This is a genomic window from Streptomyces sp. NPDC037271 (assembly GCF_055603605.1).
Map to the genome: position 1 here is coordinate 32896 of NZ_JBVJVN010000022.1, position 16315 is coordinate 49210.

At 73.2% G+C, this 16315-nt stretch carries 13 protein-coding genes; 11 read left to right on the plus strand and 2 right to left on the minus strand.

Annotated features, from left to right (window positions below; all coding sequences use genetic code 11):
• Window positions 1-495: a GNAT family N-acetyltransferase gene (locus ACZ7G3_RS28160; protein WP_426603845.1), complete on the minus strand. Its 495-nt coding sequence runs from the start codon at window positions 493-495 to the stop codon at window positions 1-3.
• 102 nt (window positions 496-597) lie between these two features.
• Here ACZ7G3_RS28160 and ACZ7G3_RS28165 point away from each other — a divergent pair, with 102 nt between their 5' ends.
• From ACZ7G3_RS28165 to ACZ7G3_RS28195, 7 genes are all read left to right on the plus strand, one after another.
• The gene (locus tag ACZ7G3_RS28165) at window positions 598-1614 is read left to right on the plus strand and encodes a TIGR01777 family oxidoreductase (RefSeq protein ID WP_470928750.1); all 1017 of its coding nucleotides are present in this window, start codon (window positions 598-600) and stop codon (window positions 1612-1614) included.
• Window positions 1615-1634: 20 nt separating this feature from the next.
• Window positions 1635-1796 (plus strand): hypothetical protein, encoded by a 162-nt coding sequence (locus ACZ7G3_RS28170; RefSeq protein ID WP_470928752.1) that lies wholly within the window; start codon window positions 1635-1637, stop codon window positions 1794-1796.
• Window positions 1797-1970: 174 nt separating this feature from the next.
• Window positions 1971-3383, plus strand: a complete 1413-nt coding sequence (locus tag ACZ7G3_RS28175; RefSeq protein ID WP_470928754.1) for an NAD(P)/FAD-dependent oxidoreductase — start codon at window positions 1971-1973, stop codon at window positions 3381-3383.
• 614 nt (window positions 3384-3997) lie between these two features.
• The gene (locus tag ACZ7G3_RS28180; RefSeq protein ID WP_470928756.1) at window positions 3998-7591 is read left to right on the plus strand and encodes a hypothetical protein; all 3594 of its coding nucleotides are present in this window, start codon (window positions 3998-4000) and stop codon (window positions 7589-7591) included.
• A gap of 113 nt (window positions 7592-7704) precedes the next feature.
• Window positions 7705-8256 (plus strand): hypothetical protein, encoded by a 552-nt coding sequence (locus ACZ7G3_RS28185; protein WP_470928758.1) that lies wholly within the window; start codon window positions 7705-7707, stop codon window positions 8254-8256.
• Between the two features lie 285 nt (window positions 8257-8541).
• On the plus strand, window positions 8542-9051 hold the full coding sequence (locus tag ACZ7G3_RS28190; RefSeq protein ID WP_470928760.1) for a hypothetical protein: 510 nt from the start codon (window positions 8542-8544) through the stop codon (window positions 9049-9051).
• 67 nt (window positions 9052-9118) lie between these two features.
• Window positions 9119-11230 (plus strand): FG-GAP-like repeat-containing protein, encoded by a 2112-nt coding sequence (locus ACZ7G3_RS28195; RefSeq protein ID WP_470928762.1) that lies wholly within the window; start codon window positions 9119-9121, stop codon window positions 11228-11230.
• 94 nt (window positions 11231-11324) lie between these two features.
• Here the strand turns inward: ACZ7G3_RS28195 and ACZ7G3_RS28200 are convergent, their stop codons facing one another.
• A complete protein-coding gene (locus tag ACZ7G3_RS28200; protein WP_470928764.1) occupies window positions 11325-12788 on the minus strand; it encodes a regulator in 1464 nt (487 codons plus the stop codon).
• A 236-nt stretch (window positions 12789-13024) separates the two neighbouring features.
• On the opposite strand from ACZ7G3_RS28200, the gene lipB reads away from it, so the two are divergent.
• The 4 genes from lipB to ACZ7G3_RS28220 all read left to right on the plus strand — a co-directional run bounded on the left by lipB (window position 13025) and on the right by ACZ7G3_RS28220 (window position 16276).
• Window positions 13025-13876 carry a lipoyl(octanoyl) transferase LipB gene (gene lipB, locus ACZ7G3_RS28205; RefSeq protein WP_470928766.1) on the plus strand — a complete coding sequence of 284 codons (852 nt, stop codon included), beginning with the start codon at window positions 13025-13027 and terminating at the stop codon, window positions 13874-13876.
• 201 nt (window positions 13877-14077) lie between these two features.
• Window positions 14078-15031: a lipoyl synthase gene (gene lipA / locus ACZ7G3_RS28210; RefSeq protein ID WP_470928768.1), complete on the plus strand. Its 954-nt coding sequence runs from the start codon at window positions 14078-14080 to the stop codon at window positions 15029-15031.
• A 232-nt stretch (window positions 15032-15263) separates the two neighbouring features.
• On the plus strand, window positions 15264-15479 hold the full coding sequence (locus tag ACZ7G3_RS28215) for an SCO2195 family GlnR-regulated protein (RefSeq protein ID WP_279563769.1): 216 nt from the start codon (window positions 15264-15266) through the stop codon (window positions 15477-15479).
• 92 nt (window positions 15480-15571) lie between these two features.
• Window positions 15572-16276 carry a DUF4191 domain-containing protein gene (locus ACZ7G3_RS28220; RefSeq protein WP_398131967.1) on the plus strand — a complete coding sequence of 235 codons (705 nt, stop codon included), beginning with the start codon at window positions 15572-15574 and terminating at the stop codon, window positions 16274-16276.
• Window positions 16277-16315 lie beyond the last annotated feature (39 nt).

Sequence of the window (16315 nt, forward strand, 5' to 3'; positions counted from 1 at the left end):
TCAGGGGCCGGTCAGCGACCGGCCCATGAGCACGTCGTCGACGTAGTCGCCGTCGAGGTGGAACTCCTCCGGCTGCAGGCCCTCGACGACGAAGCCCTCGGACTCGTAGAGCCCCCGGGCCGCGGTGTTGTGACCGAGGACGCGCAGGGTGATGCGGCGGAAGCCCTTGTGGCGGGCGTCGTCCACGGCGGCCCGGACGAGGGCGCGGCCGACGCCGTTGCCGCGGGCCGCGTCGGAGACGGCGAGGCCGCGGATCTGGCGTACGTGGGTGTTGGAGGCCAGGGGCGTGGGGAAGCCGAGGCGGACGTAGCCGACGACGGCGCCGTCGAGTTCGGCGACCAGGTGGTCGGCGGGGCCGCACGTCTCGCGGAAGAAGGGGTCGTCCGGCTCCGGTCGGGGCGAGACGGCGTGCAGGTAGGACCAGGTCTCGTGGTCGATCCGGCGCAGCGGCTGCTCGTCGTCGGACCTGGCCTGGCGTATGTGCGGAACTGGCATGACGGTCACTGTACGACGCGGGTCCGGGCACCGGTCCGGGGTTTTTCCGGGGCCACCCGGCAGGATGGGCGCATGGACGACGGGCGCATGGATGACGGGCGCATGGATGACGGGCCTGGGAACGACGGACGCGGGGGCGGGGGGCGGCGCGGGCGCACGAGTGGCGAGCGCAAGGGCGACCGGCCCACGGACGACGGGCCCACGGGCGACCGGCCCAAGGACAGGGATCGATCCCGCGTCGCGGTGGCCGGCGCCTCCGGTGTCATCGGCAGCGCACTGGTGCGGTCCCTGACCGCCGACGGGCACGAGGTGGTGCGCCTGGTACGCCACGCGCCGCGCGGTGCGGACGAGGTCCGGTGGGACCCGGAGTGCGGACGCGTGGACGCGGCCGGGCTCGCCGGGTGCGACGCCGTGGTCAACCTGGCCGGGGCCGGGATCGGCGACCGCCGCTGGACCGAGGCGTACAAGACGCGCGTCCGCAGCAGCCGGGTACACGGCACGACGGCGCTCGCGGAGGCCGTCGCCTCACTGGAGACGCCTCCGCGGGTCTTCGTGAACGGCAGCGCGATCGGCTTCTACGGGCAGACCGGCGACCGGACCGTCGACGAGAGCGCGCCCGCGGGAGAGGGCTTCCTGCCGTCCCTGTGCCTGGAGTGGGAGGCCGCCGCGGCCCCCGCCCGCGAGGCGGGCGTGCGGACGGTGTTCGTGCGCACCGGGCTGGTCGTCTCCCGCCGGGGCGGGGCCTGGGGCCGGCTCTTCCCGCTCTTCCGGGCGGGACTCGGCGGACGGCTGGGCGACGGGTCCCAGTACTGGTCCTTCGTGGCGCTGCACGACGAGGTGGCGGCGATCCGGCACCTGCTGGACCGCGGGGACCTGTCCGGCCCGTTCAATCTGACCGCCCCGCATCCGGTGACGAACCGTGAGGTCACCGCGGCCATGGGGCGCGTGCTGCACCGCCCGACGCCGTTCGCGGTGCCCGCCCCGGTCCTGCGCGCCGCGCTCGGCGAGCTGGCCGGCGACGTCCTGGGCAGCGCCCGGGTCCTCCCGGCGCGCCTGCTGGACTCGGGCTTCCGCTTCGCGTTCCCGGAGATCGACGGGGCGATCCGGGCGGCGCTGTGAGGTGGGGGAACGGGGCGGCCGTGCCGGAGGACCCGGGGCCGGCCCCGGCCCGGCCTCGTCGCTCCGCCCTCGTCCGCCCCACCCTCGTCCGCCCCGCCCTCGTCCGCCCCGGCCTCACCCGCTGCCACCCTGGCCGCGCCCGCCCGTTCCTCGTCGCCTTCGGCCAGTTCCCGACCGAATGACGGCCATATGGCACCCGTATGACACCCGTATGCGACCGTCGTGCGACCGTGCCCTGCCTCCATGCGACTCCCCTTGACCTTTTCCAGACCTAACCTCGACTCGAACTCGGGTATTCCTCAAGGCAGTTGGGGGCATGACGTCTCCAGCGGCCGCGCAACCTCGAGGAGGGGCACGTGCTTGAGCCCGCGTACCAGGCGGACGTCGTCGTCGTGGGGGCCGGGATCGCCGGACTCTCCGCGGCGCATCGGCTGACCAGCGCAGGAGTGACGACCACGGTCCTGGAGGTGGCCCATACGGTGGGCGGCCGGATGGCGACCGAGAAGATCGACGGCTTCCGGCTCGACAGGATCGGACAGCTGCTGCCCACGGCACTTCCCGAACCGCACCGCGCCCCCGGGCCGGCCGGCCCCGCACTGCTGCCCTTCGCCCCCGGCGTCCTGCTGCACAGCGAGGGCCGTCACCACCTCGCGGGCGCCCCGGCGGGTACCCGGGGCGCAAGGAGCGCAAGGGGCGCACTCCATGCAGTACGCGCCCTCGCGAGCGCCCCCCGGTCGGCGCCCGCGCCCCGGCGCGCTGTTCACATCCCCCACGCGTCCGGCAGGCCCGCGCCCGCGCCCCGTACGCGCGTCGGCGCCCCGCTCGGCACCGCGGTCGACCAGGCCCGGCTCGGCGCCGCGCTGACCCGGCTCGCGAACACCCCGGTCGAGCGGCTGCTGGCCCGCCCGGAGCTGCCCGCCGCCCAGGCACTGGCGGTCCGCGGGCTGCCGGCCCGCACGATCGACGGCTTCCTGCGACCGCTGCTCGCCGCCCTGCTGTGCGACCCGGACCTCACGACCTCCAGCCGGTGCGCCGACCTCGCGCTGCGCGCGTTCGCCGGCGGACGGCTCGGACTGCCCGAGGGCGGCGCCGAGGCGCTGCCGGAGCTGCTGGCGCGGACGCTGCCGCCGGGCACCGTGCACACGGGTGTCCGGGTCACCTCGGTCGCCACCAACGCCGTGACCACGGCGGAGCACGGCGTCATCCGCTGCCGGGCCGTCCTGGTGGCGACCGACGCCCGCGCCGCGGCCGAGCTGCTGCCGGGCCTCAGGGTGCCGGACTTCCACCCGGTGACGGTGGTGCACCACACGACGGACGAGCTCCCGACGACCGGTGCCGCCCTGCTGCTGGACGCGGACCGAGGGGGCCCGGTCGCCCACACGGCGGTGGTCAGCCAGGTGGACCCGTCCCGTGCGCCGGCCGGTCGCACCCTCGTCTCGTCGACGGTCCTCGGCCCTCCCCCGCCCGACGTCGACACCGCCGTACGCATCCACCTCTCCCGCCTCTACGGCACCCCGACCACCCGCTGGGAGACCCTCGCCGTGCACCACACGCCCGAGGCGGTGCCCACGATGCGCCCACCGCACGACCTGCGCAGGCCGGTTCGGCTGCTGGCCGGCCTGTACGTGTGCGGCGACCACCGCGACACCAGCACCGTCCACGGCGCGCTGCACTCCGGCCACCGGGCCTCGGCGGCGATCCTGACGGACCTGGGCTCGGGACGGCCGATGCACGCGGCGGAAACGGTGGCCTCGGCACAGGCGGCCTGAGGCCGGCCCGACGGTTCACGCCGCGGACACGGGCGCCCGGCACGCCCCTGCGCGGCGTGGCCGCCGATCACCGACGGCCCGCCGGTGCGGGGTCGGCCACCGGACCACCCGCACGGGTGAGCCGGCAGGCCGCCCGCGCCGGTGGGCCGCCGGGCCACCCCCGCCCGCGGACCACCCGCGCCCACAGACCCCCCTCGCCCGCGGAGCACCCGCAGCCGTGACCCAGCGTGCCGCCGGCGCCCGCGGTTCACCGGTGCCCGCGGGCCGCCGGTGTCACGGCGCGGTCGGCCGCCTTCCCCGACGGGGCACGCGGCGCCCCGGAGCCCGGCCGCGCGCGGCTGTACGAGCGGTCGGGCTCCGCCTCCGGCCACGCACGCGCGCCTCAGCGGTCTGATCATTCATCAGCTGACGCGGCGTCGCGCCGCGTATCCTTCCGTGGCCGAACTCCCGTTCGCATCCACCATGGTGGGCTGACAAGAAATGGCTGACCTACGTTGATACAGAGATACAGAACCAGGGCCGGACTGTTCCGGCTCCTGGGAACCGACCGCCGGGCAAGCGCCACGCGACAGTCCGCGCGGGCGCTCTGCCTGGCCCTTCTCCTCTCACTCGTCGTGGGACTCCTCGGAGCCCCGGCCGTCGCGGCACCGGTGGCCGAGGTTCCCGCCTCCGACGAAGCGGCGAGTACGGACCACATTCCCGCCACCGACCGGGGAGAGGTCCTGCGCGCCTGGAAGGCGGGCGGGCCCGGTGTGAAGGCGGCCGCGGAAGCGGCGCTGCTGGGCTCGGACGAGCAGGTGCGCACGTTCCTCGACAGTGAGCTGGCCGTCGCGGAGCTGGCGGACGACCGGGTCGCCACCGTGCAGATCTTCTCGGTCGGCGGCCGGGCCGTACGGGAGGCCGCCGAGACGGCTCTGGCCGGGACGCCGGCGGACCTGGACACCTTCCTGAAGTCGGGCTGGCAGGCTCCGCTGGCGGAGGACCAGCGGGTCCGTGCCACCCAGATCATCAGCGCCGGCGGGCCGCAGGTGAAGGCGGTCGGCCAGGCCGCCATGAACGGCACCGCCGAGGACGTGCAGCGCTTCATCGTCGAGGGGCAGTACGACGCCGAGCGCAGCGACGAGCGTGTGCTGGTGGTCCAGATCCTTTCCACCGGCGGTCCGGCCACCCAGGAGGCCGCTCGGGCAGCGCTGGACGGCGCTCCGGAGGACGTGACCGCGTTCCTGGAGGTGGGCCAGTACGTGGCGCGGGCCCGCGACCAGGAGCAGGCCACCATCGAGGACCTGGTCGCCCAGGCCGAGGAGGCCGGCCGGCAGGCCCGGGTGGAGACCGACGCCGCCAAGGAGGCCTCCGCGCGGGCCATCGCGGCGACCAAGCTGGCCAAGGAGGCCGCGCAGAAGGCCGCCGCGGAGACCGCCGCGGCCAAGGAGGACGCCACCAAGGCGTCCAACGCCGCCGGCCGGGCCGCCGACGCGGCCCGCGGGGCCGCCAAGGCCGCCCAGGAGGCGATCTCCTCGGCCCGCGCCGCCAACACGTCGGCACGCATCGCCGCCAACGCCGCCGCACAGGCCGCCGCGGCGGCCGCCTCCGCGGCCCAGGCCGCCTCCCGGGCCCGCGGCGCCGCCGCCGACGCCGCCACGGACGCGACCAAGGCGAGCGCCGCCCGCAAGGCCGCCGAGGGCGCCTACGCCGCGGCCAAGGGCGCCGAGACCGCGGCCAAGGCCGCCGACCACGCGGCGACCGCGGCCGACGAGGCCGGCAACGCGGCCAAGGCCGCCGCCGGCGCGGGCGCCAACGCCGACGCCGCCGCAGCCGCCGCGCAGGCGGCCAGCGGCCACGCCAACGTCTCCAGCGCCCAGGCCCAGCGGGCCCGGGACGCGGCCGCCGACGCACGGCGACAGGCGGCCGAGGCCACCCGCGCCGCGAACCGGGCCGTCGCCCTGGCGGCCAAGGCGGCCAAGGCCGCTCGTGAGGCACGGGATTCCGCCAACTCCGCGGCCGTCCACGCCCGGAACGCGGGCAAGGCCGCCGAGGAGGCGGCCGACCACGCCGGTGACGCCGCCCAGGCCGCCACCGAGTCCGCCAAGCACGCGGCCGAGGCCAAGAAGGCCGCCGACGCCGCCACCACGGCCGTGGCGCAGGCGAGGACCACCTACACCGTGGCGCGCGAGGTCGAGGCCGCGGAGCTGGCCGACCGCCGTTACACGGAGGTCGAGAAGGCCAAGGCGCTGAAAGCGGCGGACAGCGAGCGCAAGGCACGTGAACAGCAGGAAGCCGCGGAGGCCAAGGCGGCGGACGAGGAGGCACAGCGCCTGACGGCCGAGGTGACCGCTCCCGGCGCGGATCTCGGCGAAGTCGCCGACAAGGCCCGCAAGGTCGCGCTGCACGTCGCCAAGACCCGCGGCCCGTGGAGCGTCACCACGGCCGAGGCCGCCCTGGCGGGTTCGGACGCGCAGGTCATCGAGTACATCAGGACCGGCCTGACCCAGGCCGTCCAGCGCGACGAGTACGCCCGCACGGTCAACCTGGCGTGGGACTCGGAGTACGAAGCGGTCCGTACCGCCGCGAAGGAGGCGCTCAAGGGCGACACCGCGCAGGTCGGCACGTTCATCGAGACCGGTCAGCACCAGGCGGCCGCTCATGACTACCGCATCCGGGTCACCCAGCTGATGAACAACGCCGGGCGCTCGGTGATGGAAGCGGGCCAGGCGGCGCTGGAGTCCGGCACCACCGACGCGTTGCGGGAGTTCACCCAGACCGGGTACTACACGGCCCGTACCACCGACGAGCGCGTCCGCGCGGTTCAGCTGCGCAGCGTCGGCGGGCCCGAACTCAAGGCGGCGGCCGACGTCGCCCTGGCCGGGCCGCCGGAGGTGCTGCACAGGTTCATCCAGGTCGAGCAGTACCGCGCGGCGCGGCAGGACAAGCTCACCGCGACGCACGTGTCCCGGATGCAGGGACTGATCTCCGGGGCGGCCCGTGTCGCCGCCACGGCGCACAAGGACGCCGCGCTCGCCGCCAAGGTGGCGGCCGACGCCGTCAAGGCCGCGGAGGAGGCCGCCAAGTACGCCCAGCAGGCCAAGGACTCGGCGGCCCAGGCCGACGAGTACGCCAAGGACGCGGACGCGCACGCGGACGCCGCCGAGAAGTCCGCGGCCGAGGCCGCCGCGTCGGCCCGGACGGCCCGTGCCGCCGAAGCCGACGCGCACAACGCCGCCCGCGACGCCGACGTGTCGGCCGCCCAGGCCCAGTCGTCCGCCGCCGCCGCGCAGGCCTCCGCGAGTGACGCCTGGGCCGCGGCCGACGCCGCGTACGCCTCGTCGATCGCCGCGGGCAAGGACGCCGACGCGGCGAGCAAGGCGTCGACCGCCGCCGGCGAGGTGGCCTTCCGCAAGCTCCAGGAGGAGATCCGGCAGCACTTCGCGGACATCGCGGCCGAGCTGGAGGAACGCCAGCTGAGGGCGGAGGACGAGGAGTTCGCCAAGTACATCGAGGAGCTCAACGAGATCGACTGGGGGCAGGTGCTCTCCGAGGGCGGCCACTTCAGCCTCGACGTCCTGGGCCTGATCCCGGGCTTCGGCGAAGCCGCCGACGGCGTCAACTGCGCCTGGTACTTCGGCGAGGGCAAGAAGATCGACGCGGGCCTGTCGTGCGCCGGCGCCGTGCCGTTCGCCGGATGGGGCGCCGCGGGCGTCAAGTTCGGCAAGTGGGGCACCAAGGCGGACGACTTCTTCCGCAAGCTGTTCGGCAGCAACCCGGCCTTCGCCCTGTGCGGCAGGCGGTCGATGGCACGCTCCATGGCCCTCGCCCAGGCGTCGGGCGAGTTCAGCTGCCCTGTGGGCTTCCAGACCATGGGCCACGACATGTTCAGGTCGCCGGGCGGCCTGGTCTACGGAGCGGAGAACGCCACGAGACACCGCATCGATCACGTGATGGACCACACGCGGCCCAACCCGGACAAGCCCTTGCACGGTGTCTTCATCAAGAAGGACCAGAGCGAGGTCCTGGCACTGATCGACGACGCTTGGAGCAGGCGCCCGAGCAAGCCGCTCCTCAGCGGCAACAGCAAGGTCTTCCCCGTCGAGTACGACGAGCCCATCGGTGAGGGCGGTGAGAGGTTCCTGTGCATCGTCACCCGGTACAAGAGCAAGCTGTACCGGGTCATCACCGCATACCCCTCGGCATCGGGGACCTGTCCGAGGACGTGATATCCGTGCTCTCGCCTGACAGCGCGGCCTGACAGGCACGGCTCTCGGGGCCGGCACACCGGGACTCCGGCGTGCCGGCCCCACCCCTACCCGCGACAAGGACACCCACGCCCATGCTCCCCCCCGACCGCGTCCGTTCACTCCTGCGCCAGTTGGACGACCCCGCACACCTGGAACTCCCCGAGCACTACGACATCCCGGCCGCCCGTCAGCGCTTCGCGCGGCTCGCCGAAGCCCTGGAGCGACGCTTCGGGCCCTCCGTGACGGTGGGCGGAGCCCAGGACGCCAGCTTCTTCGGATACGTCTCGGTCCCCGCCCCGGCCACGGAGACCGACCGGCCCCTGTGGGTGCTGATGAGCAACTTCGGCCCCTTCGTCACCACGGGCACGGGGAGGGGCTGGGGCGTACCTGGTTGCGAGGAGGGCCTGGGTGAGGCGTTCGTGACCTGGCTCGACGAGCTGTGCACGGAACTCGGCTGCGTCTATGTGCCCGTCGAACTGCTGCTGGAGCCGTACGACGGACCGAGTTCCCTGGAGGACGAGGAGATCCCCGAAGAAGTGCTGGCGGCATGGGCGGCGGAGTTCGGCGACGACGACGAGGAGGAGGAAGAAGAAGAAGAAGCCCCGCCTCTGGCCTGGTGGGACCGGTACTTCCAATTCATGTGAGGTGTGCCGGAGTCCGGCCGCACGCGTCGGCAACTGTCCCGCCGACGGACCGAAGTTACGTACGGCCGAACCGCCCGTGTCTCCAATGTGGCTGCCCTGTGGACGACTTGTGACCACGTGATACTTTGCGCATCCGGCGCGCCGGGAAAGGGCGACGTGAGGGGTCTGTGCCGCTGTGGACATGCCGGCGGCACCAGTCGGACCGCATCACCACCAGTCGATGCCACTGCCCTGGCGCGTCATGCGTACCGGTCCCGGTACGCATCGCCTCGGAAGGGAACTCTGATGAAAACCCGCCTTCGTAAGCCGCTTGTTGCCGGGCTGCTCGCCGTCTGCACCGTCGCGGGCGCGTCGTCGATCGCTTATGCCGTCACGGGGTCCGACGGCTCGTCGGCCGGGACCGCGGCGGTGGCGGACGCGATGCCGTACGCGGTCGAGGACTTCCAGCATCCCGGTGCCGACCGCATCCTCCAGGAGAAGGGCATCACCGTCCACCGGGGGGACGGGCACGTCTTCTTCGCGGAGTGCGACGGTTCGCCGGAGCAGATACAGGTCTGGACGCGTAAGAGCACCGAGGGCATGTACTGCTTCCAGACCACCTCCACCTCGGGCTTCCTCAGCGTCGAGGTGCCCGAGGTCTACGCCCTGCAGACCGGGGAGACGGCCGTGCACGCCGAGTTGAGCGCGGCGGGCAAGTCCCAGGAGATCGACCTGGACAAGAACGACTTCCAGGGCGTCGGCGAAGGCGTCGGCGGCGCCGCCACCGTCCTGCTGGAACTCCGCGTCACCGGCTGACCCGCCCGCACCGCACACGCCGCACACATTGCGCATGCTGCCCAGCGAAAGGAACGTGTTCCACTCCGTGTCAAGACTCCGTTCACGCGCCGCGGTCACCGCGGGCGCGGTGGCCACCGCGGTGGCCGCCGGCTGCCTCACCACGGGCACCGCCCAGGCCGCCACCGGCCCCGCCGTCACCGACGGCACCTACGCCTTCACCGCCCGCCTGCAGATAGGTGACAACCAGCGGGCCTGCTCCGCGGTGCTGATCGCCTCCCAGTGGCTGGCCACCGCCGCCGCCTGCTTCGCCGACGACGCCGCCGGCGGCCAGGTCGCCGCCGGCAAGCCGAAGTGGAAGACGCGGGCCGTCCTGGGCCCGGCTCCCGGCACCAACCGGCCCGTCGACGTCGTCGAGCTCGTGCCCCGCACCGACCGCGACATGGTCCTGGCCCGCCTCGCCACCCCCGTCGCCGGCACTCCTGTCCCGTTCGCCACCACCGCGCCCGCCGTGGGCGAGGAACTGACCGTCGCCGGGTTCGGCCGGACCAAGGACGAGTGGGCGGCGGTCTCGCGGCACACGGCCACCTTCACGGTCCGGTCCGTGTCCGGCACCACGATCGCCCTCGACGGCAAGAGCGACGACGACGCGATCTGCGCCGGAGACGCCGGCGGCCCGCTGGTGCGGAAGAAGAACGGCTCGTTCGAGCTGGTCGCGCTCGCCAGCCGGTCCTGGCAGGGCGGCTGCTGGGGCACCGACCCGGCCGAGACCCGCAACGACGCCGTCGCCTCCCGCCTCGACAACGTCACCGGCGGCAGCACCCTCACCCCCGGCACCGTCCTGCGGACCGGTGACAGCCTCACCGCCAACGCCGCCCGCCTCACCCAGCAGGCCGACGGCAACCTCGTCGTCGTCTCGGCCGCGGGCAGGACCCTGTGGTCCGCCGGCACCGCGGGCCACCCCGGCGCCACCACCCGCTTCACCGACAGCGGCAACCTCACCGTCCTCGACGCCGACGGCGCCACCGTCCTGTGGGAGTCGAAGACCACCGCACCCGGCGGCAAGGCCGTCCTCCAGGACCGCGGCAACTTCGTCATCCACGACGCCCAGGGCGCGTCCCAGTGGGCCGCCGGTACCGTCGTCCGCCACGACCACGACGGAGACGGCCGCAGCGACCTCGGCGCCTGGTACGACTACGGCGACGGCCACGACGAGATCCACGCCTTCCCCGCCCGGGCCGACGGCGGCTTCGGCAGCCCCGTGCACGGCTGGGAGGTCCCGGCCGGCAGCTACTGGGCCGAGAACATGAAGCGCTTCACCGGCGACTTCAACGGCGACGGCATCGGTGACGTGGCCGCCTTCTACGGCTACTCCAGCGGCGAGGTCAGGCTGATCACCTGGCTCGGTCAGGGCAACGGCCACTTCGACGGCCCGCTGCACTCCTGGAGGGCCACCGAGGGATGGACCTTCTCCCGCATGACCGTCAACTCCGGTGACTTCGACGGCGACGGCCGCGACGACGTCTCCGTCTGGTACGACTACAGCGACGGCAGCGACAAGCTCCACACCTTCCTCGCCAAGGCCGACGGCGGCTTCAACAGCCCCTTCTCCTCCTTCAGCCGCACCGAGGGCTGGAGCGCCCGGAACATGAAGTTCGCCACCGGCGACTACGACGGCGACGGCCGCGACGACCTCGCCGCCCTCTACGGCTACTCCACCGGTGAGGTCAAGTTCATCACCTTCCCCACCACGCCCGACGGCGGCTTCGACCAGACTGCCGTCCACGGCTGGAGCAGCACCGGCTGGAACTTCGACGCCGCCAGCGTCCACTCCGGTGACTTCGACGGCGACGGCCGCGACGACCTCGCCGCCTGGTACGACTACGGCGACGGCCACGACGCCGTGATCGGCTTCACCGCCGACGCCGACGGCGCGTTCGGCAACCGCACCGACCTCTGGAGCACTCCGGCGGGAAACTACGCGCGCGGCAACATGAAGATCGTCACCGGTGACTACAACGGCGACGGCCGCGACGACCTCGCCACTCTGTACGGCTACTCGGACGGCCGCGTCAAGGCCATCACCTGGACCGCCAAGGCCGACGGCACCCTCAACTCCCCGCTGCACAGCTGGGAGGCCGCCGACGGCTGGTCCTTCGACCGCATCCACGTGATCGAGCGCTACAGCACCCCCGCCTGATCACTCGCACCAGGTCGCTCCACCGTCCGGTCCGCGGGCCCCGCCACCTCGCCGAGGGGTGGCGGGGCCCGCGGCCGTCCGCGGCCCGTCGCGCCTATCCCAGCGCCGCCACCTTGTCCCGGTACCCCCGTACGGGCGCCGCGTCCTTGTACGGCTCCAGCCGCCGTTCGAAGTCGCGGACGTACTCCGCCGCCCGCACCGACCGCATCTCGGCCGCCTGTCCGGCCGCCTCCGCGGCCAGCTGGCAGGCCTGGTCGAGTTCGCCGAGGCCGAGGCGGGCGGTGGCCAGGACGATCCGGCAGAACAGCCGGCTGCGGGCGTAGGCGGGGGCGCGCAGCTGCAGTGAGCGCTCCGCGTGCTGGGCGGCGGCGCGGAACTGCTGCAGATCGCGGTGGCAGTGCCCGAACTCGTCGGCGAGCTGAGCCTCGTCGAAGAAGCGCGCCCAGTGCGGCACCTCGTCGCCGGGCCGGGCCGTCTCCAGGGCGCGCTCGGCGCGGACCAGCGAGGCGGTGCAGGCCCGCACCTCGCCGAGCAGGCCGTGCGCACGCGCCTCGGCGGCGTGCAGCAGGGTCTGCACGACCGGCGGCGCGGAGGTCCCCACACCCTGCTGCGCCACCCGCGCGAGCTGCACGGCCTCCCGCCCGTGCCCCAGGTAGACGGCCTGCCGGCTCATGGTGGCCAGCACGTACGAGCCGTACGCCCGGTCCCCCGCCGCCTGCGACAGCCGCAGCGCCTGGACGAAGTAGCGCTGGGCGAGGCCGTGCGCGGCGATGTCGTACGACGTCCAGCCCGCGAGCCGGGTGAGGTCGGCGGCGGCGCCGAACAGCCGGCGGCCGGTCTGCTCGCCGTAGGTACCGCGCAGCATCGGCTCCAGCTCGTGCTCCAGGTAGCGCACCAGGGCCTGGCGGGCGTGTCCGCCGCCGTACCGGTCGTCGAGGCTGCGGAAGAGCTCGCCGACCGAGCGCAGGGCGGCGAGGTCGCCGCCGGTGACCTTCTGGCCGGGGCCCCGCTCGGCCGGGGCCCGGCGGCGGGACGGGGCGGGCGGGACGGGGATCCTGGGGGTGGCCGGGCGGCCCTGTGCGGGGATGCGGACGGGCACCTCGGAGCGGGCCACCTTCTCGTCGGCGCGGCCGATGAGCCAGTCCCGGCTGGGCACGACGAGGCCCGCCGGGGTGAAGGCGATCTTGCGGAGTTCGGCGTGGCTGCCGGAGTCCTTGCGCCACAGGCCGCCGACGATGTCGACGGCCTCCTCCGGGCTCGCGGCGAACTCCAGTCCCGCGTAGACGGGCGCGCAGGCGTCCAGGCCGAGGTCCTGGGCGGTGAGGCGGCGGCCCAGGCGCCGGGTGAAGACCTCGGCGATCAGGGCCGGGGTGGTGCCGCGTGGCTGCTGGCCGCGCAGCCACCGGGTGACGGACGTCTTGTCGTATCTCAGGTCCAGGCCGTGTTCGAGTCCGAGCTGGTCGACGCGACGTGCGAGACCCGCGTTGGAGAACCCCGCTTCGGCGATGAGCGCGGCGAGCTGGCGGTTGGGGGTGCGCTGCGCGGGTCGTTCCGTCATGGTGCGGTGCGGTCTCCTGCCTTCCGGGCCGTTCGATGTGCCCGGAGCGCCTGTGAGCAGCCCTTATGGCCTCGTGAACGGCGCGAATGTAGCGGAGAGTGAGCACCCGATCGCACACTTCGCCAGGCATTCATCCGATCGTGTGAGGATTGCCCGCCCGGCTGACGGCGCGCGGACGGTCGTACAGTGGCGTGGGCACGGTTCGTGCCTTACGACCTTCCAGGGAGGCACTTGCCGTGAGTGAGCTGCGGTTCGTCCGAATGGGGTTCGGTGCCGAACGCGTCGAGTACCAGGAGGCGTGGGACGAGCAGCGCCGGGTGCACGCCGCGCGGTTCGCCGACGAGGTCCCGGACACGGTGCTGCTCCTCGAACACCCGCCGGTCTACACCGCCGGCCGGCGCACCGAGGACAGCGAGCGCCCGCTGGACGGCACGCCGGTCGTCGACGTGGACCGCGGCGGCAAGATCACCTGGCACGGGCCGGGCCAGCTGGTGGGCTACCCGATCCAGAAGCTCCCGCGCCCGGTGGACGTGGTGGCGCACGTCCGCCGGCTGGAGGAGGCACTCATCCGCACCTGCGCGGAGTTCGGGCTCGAGACCACCCGGGTCGAGGGCCGCAGCGGCGTGTGGGTCCTCGGCGACCCCGTCGACCAGCGCCCCGCGCCATATGGAGGGGCAGCGCGCGGCGCTTCGGCCGAGGGTGGTGGCGGGCGACGGGCGGGCCTCTCCCTGGACTTCGACCCGCGCCTGACGGACGAGGAGTTCGACCCCCGGCTGAACGGCCCCGACTACGCGCCGTCCAACGCCGGCCAGCGCCGCGAGGACCGCAAGATCGCGGCGATCGGCATCCGGGTGGCGAAGGGCGTGACCATGCACGGCTTCGCCCTGAACGTGAACCCCGACAACAAGTGGTTCGACCGGATCATCCCCTGCGGCATCCGCGACGCGGGCGTCGCCTCCCTCGCGAACGAGCTGGGCCGGGACATCACCATCGAGGAGGTACTGCCGGTGGCCGAACGCCACCTCCGCGACGTCCTGGAGAACGCGGAACTGAAGCCGCGGGTGATCGAGAAGACACCGGCGGCATAGAGACGGCCCGTCCGGTCCGTCCGGTCCGTCGCGGCGGAGGGCATATTTCCAGCCCGTCCGGCGTTGCAGGACGAGGCCCGTCAGGGCCGAAGCGGGGGCCTGGGGGCGGCAGCCCCCGGCAGGGCCAGCACCAACGCCGACCAACAAATCAACGGGCGTACCCTGGGGCACGCCGAAGAATCAAACGCTAGGGAGCCGGTCGTGTCCGCAGTCGCACCCGACGGACGCAAGATGCTGCGCCTGGAGGTCCGCAACAGCCAGACCCCCATCGAGCGCAAGCCCGAGTGGATCAAGACCCGGGCGAAAATGGGCCCCGAATACACCAAGATGCAGAACCTCGTGAAGAGCGAGGGCCTGCACACCGTCTGCCAGGAAGCCGGCTGCCCCAACATCTACGAGTGCTGGGAGGACCGCGAGGCGACCTTCCTCATCGGCGGCGACCAGTGCACCCGGCGCTGCGACTTCTGCCAGATCGACACCGGCAAGCCCGAGGCGCTCGACCGCGACGAGCCGCGCCGGGTCGGCGAGTCCGTGGTCACCATGGACCTGAACTACGCGACCATCACCGGTGTCGCCCGTGACGACCTGCCGGACGGCGGTGCCTGGCTGTACGCCGAGACGGTGCGCCAGATCCACCAGCAGACGGCGGGGCGCGAGGCCGGCCGCACCAAGGTCGAGCTACTGGCCCCCGACTTCAACGCGGTGCCGGAGCTCCTCCAGGAGGTCTTCGCCTCCCGCCCCGAGGTCTTCGCGCACAACGTCGAGACGGTCCCCCGCATCTTCAAGCGCATCCGCCCGGGCTTCCGCTACGAGCGCTCGCTGAAGGTCATCACCGAGGCCCGCGACTACGGTCTGGTCACGAAGTCCAACCTGATCCTCGGCATGGGTGAGACCCGCGAGGAGATCAGCGAGGCGCTGCGGCAGCTGCACGAGGCCGGCTGCGAGCTGATCACCATCACGCAGTACCTACGCCCGTCGGTGCGCCACCATCCGGTGGAGCGCTGGGTCAAGCCGCAGGAGTTCGTGGAGCTCAAGGAGGAGGCCGAGCAGATCGGCTTCTCCGGTGTGATGTCGGGTCCGCTGGTGCGGTCCTCCTACCGCGCCGGCCGGCTCTACGGAATGGCCATGGAGCAGCGCCGGTCCACCACTGTGTGAATTCACGCACAAGTCACTACTCGCCAGTAATGGCCGATACGCCGCGGTCCCGACCGTCCTCGCAGATGAGGGCACCGGTCGGGGCCGCGACGCCGTTCCGGCCTCCGGCATCGCGGCTTCATGTCCGTTTGACCGGCGGGTCACGCCCTGGTAACACCAATCAGTGACCCTGAAATCACACCACGTACGCCCGTCTCCGGACCCGGAGCCGTACCGAGGGGGGACCTCCACGATGCAGGCCGCGCCCGTTCGCGCCACCGCAGTCCGCGCCACCGCCATCCCGTCGTTCACCACCGCCCTGCGGGCCGTCGAGTCGCTGCTGATGAGCGGCGGCCAGCGCACCGCCCGGCGCAACGCCTGGACCTCGGTGCTGGAGGACCGCCGCCGCGCCAAGGACCGGATCGAGACGGAGCGCGTCCTCGGGCAGTCCGTCGCCGGACGCCCCTGACCCCACCCCCCTCCCCCTCCCCTCCCCCTCCCCTCCCCCCGCGCCGGGCACTGCCGTCGTCGGCGCTTTCGGGGGCACGTAGACTTCGTGCCATGGCGAGGAAGGAACCTGCAGCGGACGCTGCGAATCCCGGGCGACTGAAGCAGATCGCTCTGACCTACAAGATGACCCGCAAGGCCGACAAGAAGATCGGTCTTGTACTCGCGGGTGTCGGCATCGTCGTCTTCGGTGTCTTCCTCGCGATCGGTTTCCTGATCGGTCACCCCATCTATCTCGGCATCCTGGGCGTGCTGCTCGCCTTCCTCGCGACGGCGATCGTCTTCGGTCGCCGGGCCGAGCGGGCGGCCTTCGGCCAGATGGAGGGCCAGCCGGGCGCGGCCGCGGCCGTGCTGGACAACATCGGCCGGGGGTGGACGACGACACCCGCGGTGGCGATGAACCGCAACCAGGACGTGGTGCACCGCGCGGTCGGCAAGGCCGGCATCGTGCTGGTCGCGGAGGGCAACCCGAACCGGGTGAAGTCCCTGCTCGCGGCCGAGAAGAAGAAGATGAACCGCATCGTCGCGGACGTTCCCGTGCACGATCTGGTCGTGGGCACCGGCGAGGGCCAGGTCGAGCTGAAGAAGCTCCGCACGACCATGCTCAAGCTCCCCCGCGTCCTGAGCGGCCCGCAGGTCACCGTGACCAACGACCGGCTGCGTGCCCTGGGCGACCTGATGAGCAACATGCCGCTGCCCAAGGGCCCGATGCCCAAGGGCATGCGCATGCCCAAGGGCGGCAACCCCAGGCAGCGCTGACCGCGCAGGACTCCGACACGCCGGTACGGCGATGGGGGC